General features: G+C 63.0%; 18 protein-coding genes. 11 read left to right on the top strand and 7 right to left on the bottom strand.

Annotated features, from left to right (window positions below; translation table 11 throughout):
- The first annotated feature begins 33 nt into the window (after nt 1-33).
- The 8 genes from NY78_RS07765 to lipA all read left to right on the top strand — a co-directional run bounded on the left by NY78_RS07765 (nt 34) and on the right by lipA (nt 7,249).
- Nucleotides 34-1,356, top strand: coding sequence for an HD domain-containing protein (locus NY78_RS07765; protein ID WP_043633946.1), 1,323 nt, complete (start codon nt 34-36; stop codon nt 1,354-1,356).
- Nucleotides 1,357-1,866: 510 nt separating this feature from the next.
- Complete coding sequence (rlmN, locus tag NY78_RS07760; RefSeq protein WP_043633943.1) at nt 1,867-2,928, top strand: 23S rRNA (adenine(2503)-C(2))-methyltransferase RlmN; 1,062 nt, start codon at nt 1,867-1,869, stop codon at nt 2,926-2,928.
- Between the two features lie 319 nt (nt 2,929-3,247).
- Nucleotides 3,248-3,466 carry a hypothetical protein gene (locus tag NY78_RS07755; RefSeq protein ID WP_043633940.1) on the top strand — a complete coding sequence of 73 codons (219 nt, stop codon included), beginning with the start codon at nt 3,248-3,250 and terminating at the stop codon, nt 3,464-3,466.
- A gap of 33 nt (nt 3,467-3,499) precedes the next feature.
- Nucleotides 3,500-4,354 carry a hypothetical protein gene (locus tag NY78_RS24590; RefSeq protein WP_156180884.1) on the top strand — a complete coding sequence of 285 codons (855 nt, stop codon included), beginning with the start codon at nt 3,500-3,502 and terminating at the stop codon, nt 4,352-4,354.
- A gap of 14 nt (nt 4,355-4,368) precedes the next feature.
- A complete protein-coding gene (gene hisI, locus NY78_RS07750; protein ID WP_043633937.1) occupies nt 4,369-4,743 on the top strand; it encodes a phosphoribosyl-AMP cyclohydrolase in 375 nt (124 codons plus the stop codon).
- Nucleotides 4,743-5,624: an ATP phosphoribosyltransferase gene (hisG, locus tag NY78_RS07745; protein ID WP_043633934.1), complete on the top strand. Its 882-nt coding sequence runs from the start codon at nt 4,743-4,745 to the stop codon at nt 5,622-5,624. Before hisI ends, hisG begins: the two co-directional genes overlap by 1 nt.
- Nucleotides 5,625-5,769: 145 nt before the next feature.
- A complete protein-coding gene (gene lipB / locus NY78_RS07740; protein WP_043633932.1) occupies nt 5,770-6,432 on the top strand; it encodes a lipoyl(octanoyl) transferase LipB in 663 nt (220 codons plus the stop codon).
- Nucleotides 6,368-7,249 carry a lipoyl synthase gene (gene lipA, locus NY78_RS07735; protein WP_047960079.1) on the top strand — a complete coding sequence of 294 codons (882 nt, stop codon included), beginning with the start codon at nt 6,368-6,370 and terminating at the stop codon, nt 7,247-7,249. The genes lipB and lipA overlap by 65 nt, the downstream gene beginning before the upstream one ends.
- A gap of 93 nt (nt 7,250-7,342) precedes the next feature.
- Here the strand turns inward: lipA and NY78_RS07730 are convergent, their stop codons facing one another.
- Together NY78_RS07730 and NY78_RS07725 are read right to left on the bottom strand one after the other, a co-directional pair.
- Nucleotides 7,343-7,876, bottom strand: coding sequence for a hypothetical protein (locus NY78_RS07730; RefSeq protein WP_043633926.1), 534 nt, complete (start codon nt 7,874-7,876; stop codon nt 7,343-7,345).
- 77 nt (nt 7,877-7,953) lie between these two features.
- Nucleotides 7,954-8,190: a hypothetical protein gene (locus NY78_RS07725; protein ID WP_043633923.1), complete on the bottom strand. Its 237-nt coding sequence runs from the start codon at nt 8,188-8,190 to the stop codon at nt 7,954-7,956.
- A gap of 153 nt (nt 8,191-8,343) precedes the next feature.
- Here NY78_RS07725 and NY78_RS07720 point away from each other — a divergent pair, with 153 nt between their 5' ends.
- Genes NY78_RS07720 through NY78_RS25750 form a run of 3 tightly spaced genes read left to right on the top strand, consistent with a single transcriptional unit; the run spans nt 8,344 to nt 11,491 of the window.
- Nucleotides 8,344-9,411: an AMIN domain-containing protein gene (locus NY78_RS07720; RefSeq protein WP_043633920.1), complete on the top strand. Its 1,068-nt coding sequence runs from the start codon at nt 8,344-8,346 to the stop codon at nt 9,409-9,411.
- A 29-nt stretch (nt 9,412-9,440) separates the two neighbouring features.
- On the top strand, nt 9,441-10,526 hold the full coding sequence (locus NY78_RS07715) for an SGNH/GDSL hydrolase family protein (protein WP_043633917.1): 1,086 nt from the start codon (nt 9,441-9,443) through the stop codon (nt 10,524-10,526).
- Nucleotides 10,523-11,491, top strand: coding sequence for an EipA family protein (locus tag NY78_RS25750; protein ID WP_043633914.1), 969 nt, complete (start codon nt 10,523-10,525; stop codon nt 11,489-11,491). The genes NY78_RS07715 and NY78_RS25750 overlap by 4 nt, the downstream gene beginning before the upstream one ends.
- 254 nt (nt 11,492-11,745) lie before the next feature.
- Here the strand turns inward: NY78_RS25750 and NY78_RS07705 are convergent, their stop codons facing one another.
- From NY78_RS07705 to NY78_RS07685, 5 genes are all read right to left on the bottom strand, one after another.
- Complete coding sequence (locus NY78_RS07705; RefSeq protein ID WP_231583837.1) at nt 11,746-13,779, bottom strand: methyl-accepting chemotaxis protein; 2,034 nt, start codon at nt 13,777-13,779, stop codon at nt 11,746-11,748.
- A 439-nt stretch (nt 13,780-14,218) separates the two neighbouring features.
- Nucleotides 14,219-14,542, bottom strand: coding sequence for a DMT family transporter (locus NY78_RS07700; RefSeq protein WP_043633912.1), 324 nt, complete (start codon nt 14,540-14,542; stop codon nt 14,219-14,221).
- 170 nt (nt 14,543-14,712) lie between these two features.
- Entirely contained in the window at nt 14,713-15,543 is an 831-nt protein-coding gene (locus NY78_RS07695) for a hypothetical protein (RefSeq protein WP_043633909.1), read from the bottom strand.
- A gap of 49 nt (nt 15,544-15,592) precedes the next feature.
- A complete protein-coding gene (locus tag NY78_RS07690) occupies nt 15,593-17,980 on the bottom strand; it encodes a glycosyltransferase family 39 protein (RefSeq protein WP_043633906.1) in 2,388 nt (795 codons plus the stop codon).
- An 84-nt stretch (nt 17,981-18,064) separates the two neighbouring features.
- Nucleotides 18,065-18,721: a carbonic anhydrase gene (locus NY78_RS07685; protein WP_043633903.1), complete on the bottom strand. Its 657-nt coding sequence runs from the start codon at nt 18,719-18,721 to the stop codon at nt 18,065-18,067.
- Between the last annotated feature and the right edge of the window lie 599 nt (nt 18,722-19,320).

Below are 19,320 nucleotides of genomic sequence, written 5' to 3'. Positions count from 1 at the left end.
GACACCAAACGCCGTATCCGGAGGTTTTACCCCATGGCGCAACCCTTCAAGGACGCCACTGCCATCTGCAAGACCATCATGCGAAACGGCTACGATGCCTACGTCATCAACGCCGCGTTGCAGGAAAAAGCCCAGGACCCGGCCTCGCCCGAGCTGGATGTGGCCACCGACGCGACCCTGGCCGACCTGCAAAAGATTTTCCCTGAAACCGAGGTCTACGCCGCGGAAGGGGCCTTCGCCCGTTTTCGCCACGGCGACACCATGCTCTATTTCTATCCGGCCGATACCGCCGACGCCTCCCATCCCGAGGAGTCCGTGGCCATGCTCACCAGCCGGCTCATTGTGCGCCTCAACGACAAGGGCCTGCTCCCGGCCCATCAGGCCTGCCCCCATCTGCCGCACCAGATGGACGACCACGGCGGGTTCGCCGACCTGTCCAGCGGCGAAGTGCGCCTGGTCGGCATCCCGGACGAAGCCATCCGCCAGAACTATCTGCGGGCCGTTCGGGCGCTGCGCTTTTCCGCCAACTACAACATCCCGGTGGAAGCCAATACCCTGATGGCCATCCTGCGGGCCTCGCGGCGCATCCTCGACTACGTTTCGGTCAAGGACGTCATGGACGAATGGCGCAGGGTCGAAGCCGAAAACATGGCCGACTTCGTGGAGCTCCTCTACGACACCATGATCCTGCACTGGTTTCTGCCGGAAGTGGCCACCCTGGCCCGCATCAAGATCAAGACCGAAGACGGCGTGGAATATACGCTCTTTGAGCAGACCCTGGCCGTCATGCGCCACTATCCCGAAGAACTGCCCTACGACTGGTACGGCACCCTGGCCTGCCTGTTCCACGACGTGGGCAAGCTGCACACCGCCCAGTACGCCGCCGGAGAACTGCACTTTTACCAGCACCATCAGGTCGGAGCCAAGGTCGCCCGCAAGATTCTCTCGCGTTTGAGCTTTCCGCCCGACGAAATCGATCTGGTGTGCAACCTCGTGCGCGGGCACATGCACTTCCACTTCATGCTCACCGACCGGGGCATCCGCCGCTTCAAGGCGCTGGACCAGTACCCGCGCCTGATCGAAATGGCCCGGGCCGATATCAAATCGGTCAACGGGACCTACAAAGAGTTCAACCACAATATGAAAATGCTCGAGCGGACCGATACGCCCGAGGAAATGCTCGAACCGCTCTTAAACGGCGCGCAGATCATGCAGCTGCTCGGCCTCAAGCCCGGCCCGGCCGTGGGACTGATCCGTGAAGCGCTGCTCAAGGCCCAGATCGCCGGCGACGTTTCCAGCCGCGAAGACGCCGAGCTGTTCGTCAAGAAATACTGGGCCAAGCAGGAATTGCATTAGTTGATGGAGTAAGAAGGGACAGGATCGGGGCTTTGCCCCGGCCCCACCGGGGGGCTAAGCCCCCCGGACCCCTTTCCTGTTTGGGGTGGGCTGGGGTTGGCTGGCTTTGCAGCCAACCCCAGCCCACCCCAAACAAAAAAGTGACCGTCTTCCCGGTCACACATGTGGTCCCAACCGCCTCCTGTTTTTGCTTGAACTGCGGCGCTTCGCCGCTGGCGCACCTTGGGTCTGCACTGCGGCCCGGCGGTGGAAGCCGCGCAGCGGATTGCGCCGCCGGGCCGCAGTGCAGACCCAACGTCGGACGTCCGCCGCCGCCGCAGCAGCAGTCTCCTGCCCGCCCGACCGGCCGACCATCCGCCCGCAATCCCGTCGAGGGGTCCGGGGGGATCATCCCCCCGGTGGGGCTCGGGGCAACGCCCCGATTCGCTTTGCATCGCACTGCATCGCCACTCCCACACAGGTACCAACGACATGACCACGCCCACCACGCCCACAACGACCACAGCGCCCATGACCAACCTGACCGAGCTGACCTTCCACGAACTCGAAGCGCTGATCGTTTCGCTGGGCGAGCCGCCGTACCGGGCCAGGCAGGTCTGGCAGTGGCTGTGGCAGAAGCGTTGCCGCGAGATAGCGGCCATGACCGACGTCTCCAAGGTCTTGCGGCTGCGGCTGGCCGAGGTGGCGGTGATTGGCTGGCCGAAGGTGGCCGAGGTACGGGCGAGCCGCGACGGCACAGTGAAGTTTTTGCTGGAGCTGGCGGACGGCGAGCGGGTGGAGTGCGTGCTCATTCCGGAGAAGGATCATTTCACGGCCTGCCTCTCGACCCAGGTGGGCTGCGCCATGGGGTGCGGCTTTTGCGCCACGGGGATGCTGGGGTTTCGCCGCAACATGACCTCCGGGGAGATGCTTGGGCAGGTGTTGGTGGCCAGGGACTATCTGGTCGAGCGGGGGGCGGAGCTGGCGCTGCGCAATCTGGTTTTCATGGGCATGGGCGAGCCGCTTTTGAATTACGACAATCTTTTGCAGACCTTGGAAGCGTTGCATCATCCCCAGGGGTTGGATTTTTCCGGCCGGCGCATCACGGTTTCGACGGCCGGCGTGGCGCGCCATCTGCTGGACATGGGCCGCACGGGCCTGTGTTCGCTGGCCATATCGCTGCATGCGCCGACCCAGGCCCAGCGCGAGAAGATCATGCCCGGCGCGGCCAAGCTGGAGCTTGGCAAGTTGATGGATTTGCTGGCCCAGTATCCGCTCAAGCCCCGGGAACGGCTGACCTTTGAATATCTGCTCCTGGCCGGGGTCAATGATTCGGACGCGGACGCCCGGGAGCTGGTGCGGCTGCTTTCACGGGTCAAGGCCAAGGTGAACCTGATTGTGTACAACGCCACGCCCGGGTTGCCCTACGGGCCGCCGGACATGGAGCGGGTGCTGGCTTTTCAGGAGATTGTGAAGGCCAAAGGGCTGACGGCAACGCTGCGCAAGAGCAAGGGCGCGGACATCGCGGCGGCCTGCGGCCAGTTGCGGGCGGAGTGCGAGGGAGAAAGTGAGGGAGAGAGTGAGGGAAGGTAAGAGAAAAGAAGAGAAGAGGCCTCCGGCGGCCGAGGGGGATAATCCCCCCCGGACCCCCTTGATGGGAGAAATTTTTGAAGATTCTTGGCGGTGACGGACAACTCGATCGGCTGTGGACCGGGACGGCCGAAACTGATGCTTGACGGGAACCACCGTTGCTCCGGCGCGGGAGGATGATTCCCCGGACCCATGCAATGGGGGAAGCCGGCGCATAAAATTCGGCCGGCGACGAGGCGCTTGTCACTTGTTTGTCGTTTGGGTAAGCTAACGCTCCTTTTTCGTAATAAAGCGAGAAGGACGAACGCAAGAGGGTGTCCCCATGGTGCGGCGTCCACGCGACCAAACGATGTTCTTTGAAAATGGCCGTAGAGGCTGCGGGGAAGGGCTTGTCGTGAAAGACAGCGTGCTTCTCTTGGCGGGTGTGACGGTTGGCGACGTGGAAAGTTTAGTTGAGCGGGTTCGGGAAGAACGGATTGGGGTTATTTCAGGTGTGGATACTGTTGGCAGTGCGAAGCAGAAAGACCAGAGAACCAAGTAATTTTTATTTTTCTGAGAAGAGAAAGCCTACCACATGGAATCGACCGCCCCAAAACCGTTCGTCTTCGTGCTCATGCCGTTTGACCCTGAGTTTGATGATGTGTATCAGCTTGGGATTCAGGCGGCTTGCAAGGATGCAGGAACACACTGTGAAAGATTAGATGAACAGCTTTTCGTAGAGGACATGCTGTCAAAAATTTACAAAGAAATATCGAAGGCGGACATTATTATTGCAGATATGAGTGGCAAGAATCCTAATGTTTTTTATGAAGTTGGCTATGCACATGCATTAAACAAAACAGTTGTTGCTCTTACAAATAACGCCAATGATATCCCATTTGATCTAAAACACTTTAATCATATTGTATACAATGATAGCATAGTCCAACTGAAATCAAAATTGACAAAATTAGTTGAACATCTCGTAAGCGCAAAGGTGACCAGACAATGTAGCTATTCAAGCGGAGTGTCTTTCTTTCTCAATGGGATAAAAATTCATGATGGTACAACAATAGACACTACAATAAAGTCGACTTCGAATTTATTCGGAGTTAGCCTGAAGGTATCTCTGAGCAATACTGGAAGTGAACCACTTTGTAAAGATTTTTGCAAACTTGGATTAGTAGTCCCTAAGAGTATCTACAGAAGAGGGGAGTCGCAGGGAAGAAGATTTTTGACAAGTCACAATCAAAACACCCACATCATCTACTTTGAACTTCCAGACTTAATATTGCCAGAAGAAATTGTGGAGTTTAATATTCCCCTTTCTTTACACAACGGAACTACTTGGTCTGAACTTGGGAACGTAGATACCGAAGTAGTTTTTTTGTCACCGTACTTCGTTTCCCGCTTGGCATTCAAAATCAATTTCGTTGGAAGCTGTTCTTAAGGTTAGGAGCGAAGATGAAACGACCCGATTTTGCGAAATGCGGCGGCCTCGTCCCCGCCATCGCCCAGGAAGCGTGCAGCGGCGAAGTGCTTATGCTCGCCTACATGAACGAAGAAGCCTACGACAAAACCCTGGCGACCGGCGAAGTCCATTACTTCAGCCGCAGCCGGCAGAAAATCTGGCATAAGGGCGGCACCTCCGGCCATGTCCAAAAGGTGCAATCCATACGCCTGGACTGCGACGCCGACACCATCCTGGTGCTGGTCGAGCAGATTGGCGGCGCGGCCTGCCACGAAGGCTACAAGTCCTGCTTTTTTACGGAAGTAACCAACGACGGCGAACGTACCTGTTCCCCGAAAGTCTTCGACCCCAAGGAGGTCTACAAATAATGGCCAGCGAGAACATGCTCAAACTCGGCATCCCCAAAGGCTCCCTCCAGGACGCCACCATGGCGCTTTTCGAAAAGTCCGGGTGGAAGATCCGGATGCACCACCGCAACTATTTCCCGGAAATAAACGATCCGGAGATCACCTGCTCCATGTGCCGCGCCCAGGAAATGTCGCGCTACGTCGAGTCCGGCACGCTGGACTGCGGCCTGACCGGCAAGGACTGGATTCTGGAAAACGAGTCCGACGTCGTCCTGGTCGATGATCTGGTTTACTCCAAGGTGAGCAACCGCCCGGCCCGCTGGGTGTTGGCCGTGGCCGCCGATTCGCCGTACAAGCGCCCCGAGGATCTGGCCGGGAAAAAGATCGCCACCGAGCTGGTCAATTTCACCAAACAGTATTTTGCCGGCGCGGGCATCCCGGTGGAAGTCGAATTCTCCTGGGGCGCAACCGAAGCCAAGGTGGTCGAAGGCCTGGCCGACGCCATCGTGGAAGTGACCGAGACCGGCACCACGATCAAGGCCCACGGCCTGCGCATCATCTCCGACCTGCTGTCGACCAACACCCAGCTTATTGCCAACAAGAAGGCCTGGGAAATTCCGTTTAAGCGCCGCAAGATCGAGATCCTGAATATGATGCTGCAGGGCGCGCTGCGGGCCGAGGGCCTTGTCGGCCTCAAGATGAACGTGCCTGAAGAGAAGATGCCGGCCATCATGGCCCTGCTCCCGAGCCTGACCGCCCCGACCGTGGCCGGCCTGTACAACAAGGACTGGCTGTCGGTTGAAATCGTGGTGGCCGAAGGCACCGTGCGCGATCTGATCCCCAAGCTCCACGACCTGGGCGCCGAGGGCATCATCGAGTACGCCCTCAATAAGGTCATCTAGTTCCGGCGGTTGCCGGGCTGGAAGCAAAAAGGCTGCGGGCATGGCGCTCGCAGCCTTTTTTTACGCGCCGCTGGCCGGCCATCGCTGTCACAGGCGGGGGAATGCCTGCAGTGCCGCGCCAAAAGGGCAGTCGGAGGGAAAAAACATGATCGTGACCGATCTGGGCCGTATGGCTTTTGACGAGGCCTGGCGGGTCCAGGAGCAGGCTGTGGCCGAACGTCTGGCAGGCGGGCCTGACCGGCTGTTTCTGGTTGAACACGACCCGGTCATCACCCTGGGACGCCACGGCGGCCGGGAAAACCTGCTCGTCGCGCCCGCCTCACTCGCCGGGCGCGGCGTTGCCCTGGCCGAGGCCAGCCGGGGCGGCAACATCACCTGCCATTTCCCGGGACAAGTCGTGGCCTATCCTATTTTCAAGATAGCGCCGGCCAGGGGCGGTCTGCGCGGCCTGTTCGCCGACCTGGAAGCCGTTGTCATCGCGACCCTGGCGGGCTATGGCGTAAGCGGCGAGCGCCAACCGGGCCGCCCCGGGGTGTTCGTCGCCGGACGCAAGATCGCCAGCATCGGACTGGCCGTCAAAAAGTATGTCACGTCCCACGGGCTGGCCCTGAACGTCGGCCGGGATCTTGCAGTCTTTTCGCTCATAACCCCCTGCGGCCTGCAAGGCGTGGCCCCCACGTCCCTCTGGCTGGAAATGCCGGCGGCGGCCGCCCACTACCCGACCGAGAGCGACCTGATCCATGATGTCAAACGAACCCTTGTCGCCTCCTTTGCAAGCGTCTTCGGCCAGAAAGCCGAACTGGCTTAGACGGCCGCTGCCCCAGGGGCCGGCCTTTGTCCGCACCAAAAGCCTGTTGCGCGACCTGGGCCTCAACACCGTCTGCGACGGAGCGAACTGCCCCAATCGCATGGAATGCTACGCCTGCGGCGTGGCCGCTTTTCTTATCCTCGGCCGGGTCTGCACCCGCAACTGCGCCTTTTGCAACATTCGCCCCGGGACCCCGGAACCGGTTGATCCGGATGAACCCGGCCGCGTGGCCCAAGCCGCAACGCGCCTTGGCCTTGGACATGTGGTCGTCACCTCGGTCAGCCGCGACGACCTTGCGGACGGCGGGGCAGGCCATTTCGCCTCGGTGCTCATGGCCCTGCGCCGCTCGCTGGCAAACGCAACCCTGGAAGTGCTCATCCCGGATTTCGGCGGCGACCCGGACAGCCTGCAGATCGTTCTCGACGCCCGACCGGACGTACTGAACCACAACCTGGAGACCGCGCCGGAACTCTATGCCGCCGTCCGCCCCCAGGCCGGCTACGCCAGGAGCCTTGCGCTGCTCAAACGAGCCAAAAAATCCGACTCCGGCAGCCTGACCAAAAGCGGCCTCATGCTCGGCCTTGGCGAAACGCCAAGCCAGATCCGTCGCGTGCTCGCCGATCTCGCCGCCGTTGGCTGCGATATCGTCACCATCGGACAATATCTGGCCCCCTCGGCCCGCCACGCCCCCATCCACCGCTACGTCACGCCCGAGGAATTCGACTCCTGGGCCGCCTACGGCCTCTCCCTCGGCATCCCCCGCATGCACTGCGCCCCGCTGGTGCGCAGCAGCTACAACGCCGGACGCTTCGTATAAGCCCCGGTCAGGGAAAAGCCGCGTGGCGGCCCTGACGCCGTCCCGGGCCGAAACCTTCATGCCGCAGACAGGAACGCGGGCCGGAAGCCTCCCCTACCGCTTGGGCAGGTTGGGGATGATCTCGTTGGCAGCGGCCACCAGATTCTGGCGCAGCCCGGCGTCGTTGTTGAGAAATTCGGCCACGGCCGTGGCCAGGGGTTCCGGGATGCCGGTCAGGTCGCGGATGCCCAGGCGGGCGTCCACGGCCTGGCCGGCTGGGTTGAGGCGCACGACCGGGGCCAGATGGAAGGCCACGGGCACGGGTTCGCCGCCCGAGACGAGGTTGCAACGCACCTCCTGCGCCGGCAGGGCCACGTCGCCCCTGGCCCGGACCTTGGCAATTACCTCGGAACGCCGGGCGCTTATGACCGCCGAACAGGCCAGATCGGAAACGAGGCCGAAGGAATTGCTTGCCAGCCGGCCCCGGCCGGCCGCATCGAGGCGAAACCCGGTCTGGCAGGCGATGGTCTCGGCCCGGGGATTATCAAAAATCTGGCGGCAGGTATCGCCCACCAGGGTGACCCCGGCCCGGGCCGGCAGCGGGACGGCGAGACAACACAACACCAAGAAGCAGGCAAGACGGGGCATACGGGACGGCCTCCACAAATCGGATGGCCGGACATGTACTGCCGGCCCCGGCATTCGGCAAGGGATGACGGGCGCACTCACTTGGGTTCCTGAGCCCGCTTGCCCGCTTCCCAGACAAGCCGGCCCACCCGGCGGCCCAGATCGGCCTGGCGCGCCCGCAGCAAGGCCTCGGCCGCCTCGCCGTTGCCCTGGGTCTTGAGCAGCGAGGCCGACTCCAGATCCCGCAGGTGCCGGGCGCACTCCTTGATCAGCCCGGGCAGGTCGATGGTCTCGATTTCCGGCGGAACCCGCACCGAACGAACCTTGCTTTGCATCCCGGCCTCCTGTTTTTTTAACGAAATACGATAAACGGCCGGCCTGTCAACGCGCCAAAGCCGCAGGCTTCCCCTTGAGGGAATCGACAAGCTCGGGTAGCGTCCGGCCCGATGCTGCACCGATATCGGCAGCTCCGCAAAAGGGGGAAAGGCATGGCGCTGACACGCGGCGACAAAATGATCATTGCAGGGGCGGTCGCCCTGGCCGTCACCGTGGTACTGGGACTTGCCGTGCTCAAGAAACCCCACCTTTTCGGCGGCGGCGCCAAGACGCCGGCTGCGGACATCCCGCCGGCCCCCACAGCCGCCAGCCCGGAACCGACGCCGGCCGCCCTGCCCCTGACCGCCCCCCCGGCGGCCGTGGCCGCGGCCACGCCGTCCCCGGCCCCGGCCACCCCGGTTCCTGCCCCGGCCACCCCGGCTCCCGCTCCGGTCGCAACCGCGCCCGCTTTGGCCCCCGCAACGCCGGCCAAAGCGTCGCAGCCGCCCGTGGCCGGGGACGACACCCTGGAAAAAATGTTCGCGGAACTGGCCACCGATACCGCCCCGGCCGGCAAACCCGGCAACGCCAAGGCCGGCCCGGCCAAGGCCGATCCCAAGGCTCCGGTTCCGGCCGCGCCTGTCCCGGCCGCCATCCCGCCCGCGCCGGCAGACGGCCCGGAAGCCGCCGCCCTGCCCGAACCCCAGGCCGCCCCGGCCCCGGGCAGCGACGCTGCCGTGGCCCCGGCCAAACCGGCTGCGCCGGCCAAGGCCGAGACCAAAGAAAAGCCCCAGACCAAAGCCGAGGCCAAGGCCGCTGCCAAGGCCGCCGCCAAAGCCAAGGCCGAAGCGGCAAAACCCGCTCCCGCCGCCGCCCAATCGGCAACCAAACCGGACGCCAAACCCGTGGCCAACGCCGGCAACGTCATCCGGGTGGTTGCCGAGGAACACCCCGGCGAATACGTGCTCACCATCCAGACCAATAAAAGCCCGGCCAGCTTCGAGCGGATGTTTTACACCGATCCGCCGCGCCTGGTCCTGGATATCGCCGGTTCCTGGAACTATAACGGCCCGCTGTCGAGTTCCACCGGCGATGCCTTCATCCGCCAAATCCGGGTGGGCAAGCACCCCGACAAGTTCCGGGTCGTCCTCGACATGGCTCCGGACGCCCCGGCCAGACTTCGCGGCGCACCCACAGCCGTCCGGGTGCCGGAAGGCGTGGCCCTTAAAATCCCCAAATAGGCCGGCCCTATGCCCCGAGGTGTGACTTCGTGAAGCGTTTTTTCTCCCTGGCCGCCCGAACGATCAAATGGATCTTCTTCACCGTTGTGGCGGTGGAAGTGCTGTCGTTTGCCGTCATCACCACCAGCAACTGGATCATCTACGGCAGTCTGCGCGAAGGCCCCAAGGCCGTCTACGACCCCTATACGCTGTTTCTCATGGAAAACGGCATATGGCCCACGGCCAACTGCGAAGTGATCAATTTCCACCCGGAACTCTCCCGCACCATCTGGTTTTTCGGCGGCTCCACCATGCGGGCCAGTTCAGCGCCCTACGAACGCTCCATCCCAAGCCTCGTGGCCAAGGCCTTAAACGAGCGGGACAAACCCTGCGCCTTTAACTGCCTCAACTTCGGCGTCAATTCTTTCAATTCGCTTCTGGAAATCAAGTACCTGCAAAAGCAGTTTCTGGAATTTATCATCAAGCCCAATCTGGTCGTCTTTTACGATGGGGCCAATGACGCCAACTATTTTGCCGTGCAAAAGGACCCGTACGCCCACGAAGGCAAGGAACGCGCCCAGGGCGTGATCGAAAGCTATTATAAATCCGGCATCGGCCTCTTGAAGCCGGTCAACGCCGCCTACTTTGCCTCGTTTACCCGGGAGCTGCTGCAAAAATTCCTGTACACGGCCACCCCGCTCGATCCCGATTCCCCGGAACTGGCCGCCTTTGTCGCCCAGGCCGTGGCCCGCTACGATTTTGCCGAACGCTTAAGCGCCTGCTACGATGCGAAGTTCCTGCTTTTCCTGCAACCGGTCTACTGGGTTGAAACCAGCAAGGACGTGAACGCGACTGTAGCAGCCAGCGAGCAGCAAACCATTCTCGGCCGTAAAACCTTTCCCCACGTGCGCGACAACTTCAACATCGTCTACGCCGCCCTGGAAAAGGCCCTGGCCGGCAAACCCTATTTCGTCAACCTGCGAAACGCCTTGTGCGACCGAACCGCACCGGCCTACACCGCCGACGGCGTCCACAACACCGATGCCGGGCGCGAGGGGATTGTGGCCGCCATGCTGCCCCACATCCGCGACCGGCTCCCCTGCAACGTCCCGACTGTGACCGGAGGTCAGCCATGAAACGCCTCGTCGCCGTGACTGCCCTGGCCGGCTGGTGCGTCCTTAGCGCCGTCCCGACCAGCCACGCCCAGACCCTCAAGGAACGCTCCCTTTCCGACCCCGCCCCCCAAAACCAGCCGACGCCGGCCCAGCAGCCAACGCCGCCCGCGCCAACCAGCGTCGGCACCCAAAATGCGCCCCAATACGCCCAGCCCGCGCCCCAAAGCGGCCAACCGGCCCAGGCTGCGCCGCAGTATGGTCAGCCCGCCCAGGCGGCTCCCCAATACGCCCAGCCCGCGCCGGCGGCCCCCCAATACGGCCAGCCGGCCCAGGCTGCGCCGCAGTATGGTCAGCCGGCCCAGGCGGCTCCCCAGTATGCCCCGCCCCCGGCCGGCAGCCCGCCGCCGCCGAACGCGCAGATGCCGCCCCCTGGCGGTGGTACGCCTATAAACGGCCAGGCCGTCGGCACGCCGCCGCCGCCACCGCCGCCCGTGACCAAGCCCGGCAGCTACAACCGCGACGAAGTCAACCGGGAAGTCATGGGATTTTTTGAGAGCGGCTCGCGCGGTCTGGCGGAAATGGTGGCCCGGCCGTTTCACGATCTTGGCCAGCCCACGGGCTTTATCAAGGGCAACGAGGGCGGCGGCGCCCTGATCGTCGGTCTGCGCTACGGCGTCGGGACCCTGCACCTCAAAGGCTACCCGCCTTTGCCGGTCTACTGGCAAAGCCCGTCGGTGGGATTCGATCTCGGGGTCAACGCCGGCAAGGTCTTCACCCTGGTCTACGGCATGACCCGGCCGGAGCAGATCTTCCAACGCTTCCCCGGCGTGGACGGCAGCGCCTATATCCTGGGCGGCTTCGGCATGAACTACCAACGCTCCGGAGACATCACCCTGGCCCCCATCCGCATGGGCGTTGGCCTGCGCCTGGGAGCCAACATCGGCTACCAAGTCTACACCCGCAACCAGGAAGTGAATCCCTTTTAGGGGAAAAAGCTCCGGAATGTGGGGGAGGGAACCCTTTTTTGAAAAAAAGGGGTTCCCTCCCCCACGCCCCCTCCTTCCCCAAAAACCTTTCAAAGGGGGGAACGGGGCGTCGCGCCAACGACGCGCTCACGCGGGGCTGCCCAATAAAAGCGGTTCGTCCCGCGCCAGTCTCTTCCTTAAGCGCCGGATTCTCCCGAGAGTGAACCCAAGGTCCACCCCGGCCAGCTCCCAGCTCCCGCTCCGTCCGTTGCGTCCTATCGGCCAAGGGCCTTGGGACCGCTGGCCGTGTCGCTGGCCTCGCGTTCCATGGTGAGGATGAGTTCCTGCAAGGCGGCGGCTTCGCCGTCCAGATCGGCCACGGCCCGGGCCGCCTCGTTCATGGACCGGCTCGTTTCCGCCGAGATGACGTTGATCTCTTCAATGGACCGGCTGATTTCCTCGGTCGCCGACGACTGCTCTTCCGTGGCCGTGGCAATGGCCCGCACCTGATCCGAGGCAGAATCGACCAGGCCCACGATCTCGCCCAGGGATTCGCCCGATTCCCGGGACTTGGCCGTGGCCTCGGCAATGCCGGTCACGGCCTGCTCGACGTTGCCGATATTGACGGCCGTGCCCTGCTGGATGCCGTGGATGGCGTCGCTGACCTCGCGGGTGGCGGTCATGGTCTTTTCAGCCAGTTTGCGCACCTCGTCGGCCACCACGGCAAAACCGCGCCCGGCCTCGCCGGCCCGGGCTGCCTCGATGGCGGCATTGAGGGCCAGCAGATTGGTCTGGTCGGCGATATCGCTGATCACCCCGATGACGGCCCCGATCCCGGTGGCCTGCTCCCCAAGCGTGCCCATGCCGGTCTTGAGCGTCAGCGCCTGGGCGCGCACGGCGTCAATGCGGGCCACGGCCTCGGCAACAATGGCGGCTCCGCGCTCGGCCTGCTTCTTGGCCCCGTCGGACGTGGTTGCGGCCTGGGAGGCGTTCTGGGCCACTTCCAGGACCGTGGCGTTCATCTCTTCCATGGCCGTGGCGGTTTCGGCTACCCGACGCGACTGGATTTCCGAGCCGTTTTGCGACTGCTCGATCTGGGCGCGAAGCGAACCCGCCGCCTCGTTGATCCCGGTCACCACCGAGCCAAGCCGGGCCACTGCGTGCAGGATGCCTTCGCGTCGGGCCATTTCGCCCTGGCGTTTGGCTTCTTCGGCAGCCTCCATGGCTGCCGTGGCCCGTTCGGACTCCTGCCGGGCGCTCTCGGTGGCGGCCTCGGCCTCGGTGATCTTTTCGATCAGCGTGGCCACCATGCGGCGCAGGGAGTCGGCCAGATCGCCCACCTCGTCACGGCTGGACACGGTCAGTTTCTCCGAGAGCCGCCCGGCGGCCACGACCCCGGAAAAATCAGCCAGGGCCAGGATGGGGCGGCTAAAGGCCTTGGAGACCAGATAGCCCAGCAGGCCCAGGATCAGAATAGTGCTCAGGGCGCACAGGGCGGCGTTGCGGTTGACCGCGCCCAGGGCCACGGTCAGCGCGTTCATGTCCTTGCCGACGAAGGCAATGCCCATGGGCTTGCCGGCGGCGTCAAAAAGCGGCCAGTAGGCGGCGATATAGGGTGCGTCAAAGAGGGTGAGGTGCTTGAAAACCGGCTTGCCCTGGCCAAGAACCGTGGAGACGATTTCCTGGTCGGTCATGCTGGTGCCGACGACCCGGGTCTGGCCGCTGACAATCGTGGAAGAAACCCGCGTCGAGCCGGAAAAAAGGGTGGCCTCGGCCCCAAGCATGGCTTTGAGACTGTCGACCAGCGTGTGTTTGGCGGCCAGATCCGCGCCGACCAACACGCCGCCCACCACCTTGCCGTCTTTGCGCACCGGCGCGCTGGCCAGAAGCGGCAGTCGGCTGCCGGAGACAGCGGCAAAACCTTCGCTGTCCCGCCCGGCGGCCGTGTCTGCCGCCCTGGCCCGAACCACCGCTTCCAGTTCGGAGACGTCGCCGGCCGTGGCCAGCACTGTGCCGGCGGCGTCGGTAAACAGGACAAAGCCGGCCTGTCCGACCCCTACCAAGTCCTGTCCGAGCTTTTGCAGCAGGTCTTTGTCGGCTCCGGCCACGCCGTTTATGACGTTGGGTCGTACGGCCTGCCCCCGGGCCAATTGCCCGTACTGTGCCCGCTGGGCTTCAATGCGAGCCGCGCCGACATTGTAGAAAGATCTTATATTCTCTTCATATTCTTTGGAAAAACCGGATTCAAAGGCGACCCTGCCCGCATACAGAATGGCCAGACACGATATGACTACAGATGAAACAATCATGATGATTATTTTACTGGTAATTCCAATACGCATAGCAAGGCCCCCGGGGATGTCTTTTCGGATTTCGCAATCGAGCATACTGCACTGACACTGTATCAGGCCTGCCTTGATCGGCAACAATAAATTCGAGGGATTAAAAAATAGCACCCGGGAAAACGATGGTCAATAATTGATCTTTGATATTCAATCTCGCCGCCGTCGATCTTATCGCCATCCAGACTGGCCCCTGTACGGATCGCCGCCACGAGCTAAGAAAAGCATAAATGCCCCCCCCCGGCAGCGGCAGCGCGTGATGCCCGGTGCAGGGTCGGCTGTCCGACGTGTGCGGGCAGACCAGCAGCCGGGAGGCCGCCTGGATGCAAAGCAGTCAGATCTCCCAGAAGCACCGCAGCCCCTCAAGCGGCAACAGAGCGGCGCTGCTCCTTGGAGCAGAGAGAGTCTAGTGGGAGAGCTTGAGGGTTACCACGCCGGCCACAATCAGACCGACGCCCAAAATGCGGGGCAGGTTGGCCGGATCGCCATAGAGCGCAAGGCCCACGACGAAGGCTCCGGCCGCGCCGATGCCGGTCCAGACCGCATAGGCCGTGCCCATGGGAATGTCGCGCTGGGCCAGATACAACAGCAGGCCGCTGGCCGCCATGCAGACGATGGCCACAAGGCTGCCGACCAAGCCGCGACCGGGCGTCTGGGCCAGCTTGAGGCCAACCGGCCAACCGACTTCAAACAGTCCGGCCACGACCAGAAAAATCCACGATGGACGCATGATTGCCTCCGGCGGCCGGGGAAGCGAAGCCCCCTGCCCTGCCAAGGGAGAAGTTGCAAAACGATTGGTTGGCCCTCGCACACGCTTGGGTTGTCCACGGCAGATGCCGCTGGCGCTCCCGGAGTCCCCAGTGTTCGGGACGCGGCATGCCATCACTCCGGTCGGATTGTCTACAGTATTTGGGGCGGCAGAAGATAGCGCATATCCTGGCCAACCCCGGCAAAGTGCAGGAAATAGGCGTCGTCAAAGACGGTTTGGAGACAGGCGGCCTTGAGCCGGGCCAGGAGGTCGGGCCGGTCCCGGCCGGCGGCCAGAAAGGCCGGGTCCATGAGAAAAGGGTAATGATTGCAAAGGGCCGTAGCCCACAGGGTGTTAAAACGCGGGGAAAGCCAGCGCACCGGGCCGGCGCGCAGCAGATGGTAGGACAGCGGACGCATCTCAAAGAGCATGTCCCGGCTGTCGGGCCGGCGGTTCTCGGCGTAGGCGGCGGCCATGGCCGGCGCGTGGGCCTCGGGGGTCAGGACCATGACTCCGGTCTGGACGACGGCGTCGGGGCCGTCGCTGTAGCCGTAGTGGCGGTAAAAGGCCTCGGGCGTGCTGTCGTCCGGGGCGCTCAGGCCGTTTCGGGCCAGGTGGCGTCGGGTTTTCTCCAGGGCGGCGGCGTAAGCCTCGCGGCTTGGGCTGGAAAACTGCTCCACTGCGCCAAGGGTCCCGGGCGGCAGGCCGTCAAAGACGTCCGGGGCGTCCGGATGGATGACGATGTCGGCGTCGAGCCACAGCACCTGGTCGCAGGCGCGCAGCTTGGGATGGTGAAAAAGGAGGCATTTCTGCCAGGCCGGGCTGCGGCTTGTCCCCTGGGGGGAGGGGTCGATAAGCCGGTCGAGCACCACCAGGGACAGCCCATGGGCCTTGGCATAGGCCCGAAAGGACGGGGCGGCGCGGTCGGCGAAGTCGTGGCGGCAGCGGTCGCCGACAACCAGGGTGGCCAGGGCGCGTTTCATGATGGCCGCCATACTAGCCGAGGAGAGACCAGAGCGGCAAGGGACGCGCTCATCTGTTCCGAAACAGGGCCTTGCCGTCCACGGTCCACAGCTGGGCTCCTCCTTGAAGTTTGACGCGCACGGCGCCCGTCAGGGCCGGTAGAGGCAGCCGGAACTGGGCGGCCACGGGCGACCAGCTGGTGTTGGAGATGCCATGCATGGTGAAAAATCCTGATTCAACGCCGTTCGCGTCCAGCACGGCAGCGACAAGCGATGTGGTCTCGCCGGAGACGCGGGGCAAAAACACGGCATCGTTATGGGGAGCGCGGTAACGGATGTCGATATGGCCGGCGGTCTGGCCGGGGATCAAGGCGCAGACTTGCGCCCGTTTGTCCTCGACGTCGTCGGGATGGCGGCAGGCCACCACCTCGGGATCAAAGACAAGCTCCTGTTCGATGCCGCTTGTGGCTGGAAAGCGGACGGTCTCGTAGTTGTCCAGCAAGTAGGTATTGTAAGCGGCCGGGCCGTATTTACGGGTCACGCTGGCCTCGTCGTCGGCTGCAATAACGGTGAAGCCTTCCAGGGTCACGGTACGCAGGCCGCTGCCCGGGGTGTCGGGCAGGCTGTCGTGGCTCACCAGACGCAGGCGTACGGTCATGGTGGCAAAGGGCGCATCACGGTGAAAGGGGACAATGGCTTGGCGTCGGGGGTCCATGCCGCCGGTAGTGAATACCGTGGTGAAGGGTTCGTCGTCGTAGCGCACATCAACGGCCACCACGTTGCCCCAGCCGGCGCTCCTGTAGTCGAGGACCACGCCGAAATGGGTATGCCCGGCCGGGTTGGTGAACACGTAGTCGCAGGTGCCCGGCGTGTCCGGCCGGGTGGGGAGGACGGCAAAACCCCGGGCCGAGAAGGCCACGTTGACGTTGGAGACGGCGGCGGCCTCGGCATAGAGCCGGGTGTAGTCAAAGGTGAAATCTTGTCTGAAAAGGGGACCGTTCATGGCCACAGGTCCGGTTTTGGCCACGTGGCGGCGATAGATGGTGACGGAGCGGTACTGCTCCTCGGTATCGAAGGGACCGAAGCGCTGTCGAAAGCCGGCCTTGTCCCCGCCAAGGTAGAGGTACTCCTTGGCCACGATGACGCTGGCAACCGGTGCATCGGCCTGGGGATTGTTCATGCGGGCTGCCGCCGGCAGCAGGCGGTTCACATACCAGTTGGTGCATTTTTCCAGGTATTCGCCGGTGTAGTTGAGGGCCTCCCCGGGGACGGCGGTCTCGGCCAGATGGGCGGCGATGCTTTTGTAATTGTCGCCGATGACCTCCACGTCGTAGCTGTCTACGGCAAAATACTTGTGGTGGTAGCCGGCCAGGGTCAGGAGGCTCAGGGTAGCGGCAGCCAGGACCGGGGCGGTTGTCCCGAACCGGCCAAAGAGCCGGGCCGCGGCGGCTGCCTGGGCCATGGCCATGGGAAGCATCAGGAACGCAATGTGGCGGCCCCAGAAGTTGAGGGCGCTCTTGGTGACGATGAGCTGGGCGTAGGGGACAAGGAGCAACGCCAGGGTGAGGATGCAAAACGGCCGGTTGCCGCGCAGCAGCCACAGGCCCCAGGCGGTCAATGCCCCCAGACCTATCCTGGCGGGCAGATTGTTGAAATAAAAGATATTATCAAAGATCGCGTTGACGTAGATGGCGCTAATGGTGGCGTAGTCCATGCCGGCGTCGAGATAGGCTTGGCTGACTCTGGATTTGGAAATGAAGGCCTCATAGAAGAAGTACAGGAACAGGCCGGCAACCAGGCTGAGCAGGACCACGGCGGCGAGATTGCCGGATTTGCGGCGCTGCGTTCCGACCAGGGCCATGGACCCGACGACGGCGGCAATGAGAAAAATGGAGGTGTAGACCGTGGCAAAGGCCAGTCCAAGCAGGCCGCCAAGCAGGGCCACGCGGACCATATCCGGTTTCTTGGATTCGAAGTATTGAAGATACAGGTACAGGATCAGGGAAAAAAGCAGGACCATAAAGGCATAGGGGCGGGCTGTTCGGGCCAGAAACAGAAACTGGCTGTTGGCGATCAGGAAAAGCAGGGCGGCTCTGGCCTGGGGCCGGGGCAGGACGAGGCAGCAGGCGGCAAACCCGACAATGCAGGTCCCCAGGCCGCACAGCACGGAAAAAAGGCGCACGGTGAAGTCGTCGCTGCCAACAAGCAGCGCCAATTTGGTGATAAAATAAAACAGCGGGGGATGGACCTCGATGTATTTGCTCTGATTGAGGATGAATTCATTGGAATGGGCGGCGGTCATGGGGACCAGGACTTCATCCATCCACAGCGAGGGCACGCCGAGATGATACAGCCCGAGGCAGACATAGAGGAGCAGGAAAATCAGGGCGAGGCGGTCCTGGAACACAGTCCTCAGGGAGATGGCGGTGTTGGATTCGGGCGGCATGGTCAGGGACATGATACGGACCTTTTCAGTGGGCAGCCCGGACTGGGCTGGCAGGGGCGGGGCTTGCCTGGGCGCGGCCCCGTTTCGGTTGTCGTCTCAGGCCGGGTCGTCGGTTTCACAACGGGCCACCAGCGGCTCAAAGGTGCCGGTTTCGGGCAGATAACTGAGCAGTTCGCCCTTTTGCAGGTCGAAGTACCAGCCGTGCAGATGGACCTCGCCGCGCATGACCCGGTCAAAGACCCAGGGGAAGGTCAGCAGGTTTTCCAGGGAAACGAGCACGGCGGCCTGTTCGCAGGCATGCTGGCGCAGGGCGATGTTTTTGCCCACGAGCTTGGCGTTGACCTCGCGCAGGGCCGGCTCGGCAATGCTGACCCAGGGGGCGATGAATTCGCCAAGTTCGGCGGTTTGGGGGTGCATCAGCGCCTGGATGCCGCCGCAACAAGAGTGGCCAAGGACGATGATGTGCTCCACGGCCAGCATCTTGACGGCATATTCCACGGCGGCGCTGACGCCGTGGTTGCCGGGCGAGGTTTCATACGGCGGCACGAGGTTGGCGACGTTGCGCACCACGAACATGTCGCCGGGTTCGCAGCCGGTCAGGATGGCCGGGTCCACCCGGGAATCCGAGCAGGCGACGACCAGTACCTTGGGGGTCTGCCCTTGTTTGAGATCGGTAAAAAAGGTGCTGCCGTCGCAGAAATAGGTGCGCTGGAAATTTTTAAAACCAGCCAGAAAGCGCGGGATATCTTTCATGGGCGGCAGGCTCCGTAGGCAGGGAAAGATGATCGGCAACGCGACAGGCGCGACGCCGGGGTCACAAAAAGTGGCCGTTTCACAGCCAATTGCCCGGTTTTGCCGGTGGCCGTCAAGCCGGCGGGGATGGCTTGCCGCCCCGCCGCCCTGTCGCCGGTCCAGCCCGGGCCGAGCCGGGCCAGTTTGGCGTGGAGACGTTCGTTTGGCTGTCCGGTCCGGCTATCGCCGGTCCAGTCCGGGCCAGTCCGGGCCGGCCTGGGTCGGGCCGGGCCGGCTCCAGACGGGCTGTCCGACGGCTACGCGACGCTTTCGGTTCTCCCTGGCCCGCCGCCGCCCCCCCTCCAGGCCCAGCCCGGCAATACCGCCGCCCGGCGACCGGCCCTGAAAAGGGTCACGTTGCGGCTGTCAGCTGGATTTCATTCGTCTTTATTATTTGGCAGGGACTCTCTAAAACCAAAGAAAAAGGCTGTTCGTAAAGGCCATAGATGAAATAATGGCCTGGAAAAAATATTTTAGCCGGCCCGCCCTTTACATCCCGGCAAATGGGCGTATCTGTCTCCTGTCGAGTCATTCAAACGAGCATTGATTTTTTGGATCTT

Origin of the sequence: Desulfovibrio sp. TomC (assembly GCF_000801335.2) — a bacterium.
Classification (GTDB): domain Bacteria; phylum Desulfobacterota; class Desulfovibrionia; order Desulfovibrionales; family Desulfovibrionaceae; genus Solidesulfovibrio.
This window is presented reverse-complemented; position numbering and strand designations above follow the sequence as displayed.

Bases quoted from the DNA above. Each gene is read 5' to 3' on its own strand.
- NY78_RS07765 (WP_043633946.1), top strand. From the start codon at position 34: ATGGCGCAACCCTTCAAGGACGCCACTGCCATCTGCAAGACCATCATG.
- rlmN (WP_043633943.1), top strand. From the start codon at position 1,867: ATGACCAACCTGACCGAGCTGACCTTCCACGAACTCGAAGCGCTGATC.
- NY78_RS07755 (WP_043633940.1), top strand. From the start codon at position 3,248: ATGGTGCGGCGTCCACGCGACCAAACGATGTTCTTTGAAAATGGCCGT.
- NY78_RS24590 (WP_156180884.1), top strand. From the start codon at position 3,500: ATGGAATCGACCGCCCCAAAACCGTTCGTCTTCGTGCTCATGCCGTTT.
- hisI (WP_043633937.1), top strand. From the start codon at position 4,369: ATGAAACGACCCGATTTTGCGAAATGCGGCGGCCTCGTCCCCGCCATC.
- hisG (WP_043633934.1), top strand. From the start codon at position 4,743: ATGGCCAGCGAGAACATGCTCAAACTCGGCATCCCCAAAGGCTCCCTC.
- lipB (WP_043633932.1), top strand. From the start codon at position 5,770: ATGATCGTGACCGATCTGGGCCGTATGGCTTTTGACGAGGCCTGGCGG.
- lipA (WP_047960079.1), top strand. From the start codon at position 6,368: ATGTCAAACGAACCCTTGTCGCCTCCTTTGCAAGCGTCTTCGGCCAGA.
- NY78_RS07730 (WP_043633926.1), bottom strand. From the start codon at position 7,876: ATGCCCCGTCTTGCCTGCTTCTTGGTGTTGTGTTGTCTCGCCGTCCCG.
- NY78_RS07725 (WP_043633923.1), bottom strand. From the start codon at position 8,190: ATGCAAAGCAAGGTTCGTTCGGTGCGGGTTCCGCCGGAAATCGAGACC.
- NY78_RS07720 (WP_043633920.1), top strand. From the start codon at position 8,344: ATGGCGCTGACACGCGGCGACAAAATGATCATTGCAGGGGCGGTCGCC.
- NY78_RS25750 (WP_043633914.1), top strand. From the start codon at position 10,523: ATGAAACGCCTCGTCGCCGTGACTGCCCTGGCCGGCTGGTGCGTCCTT.
- NY78_RS07705 (WP_231583837.1), bottom strand. From the start codon at position 13,779: ATGATTGTTTCATCTGTAGTCATATCGTGTCTGGCCATTCTGTATGCG.
- NY78_RS07700 (WP_043633912.1), bottom strand. From the start codon at position 14,542: ATGCGTCCATCGTGGATTTTTCTGGTCGTGGCCGGACTGTTTGAAGTC.
- NY78_RS07695 (WP_043633909.1), bottom strand. From the start codon at position 15,543: ATGAAACGCGCCCTGGCCACCCTGGTTGTCGGCGACCGCTGCCGCCAC.
- NY78_RS07690 (WP_043633906.1), bottom strand. From the start codon at position 17,980: ATGTCCCTGACCATGCCGCCCGAATCCAACACCGCCATCTCCCTGAGG.
- NY78_RS07685 (WP_043633903.1), bottom strand. From the start codon at position 18,721: ATGAAAGATATCCCGCGCTTTCTGGCTGGTTTTAAAAATTTCCAGCGC.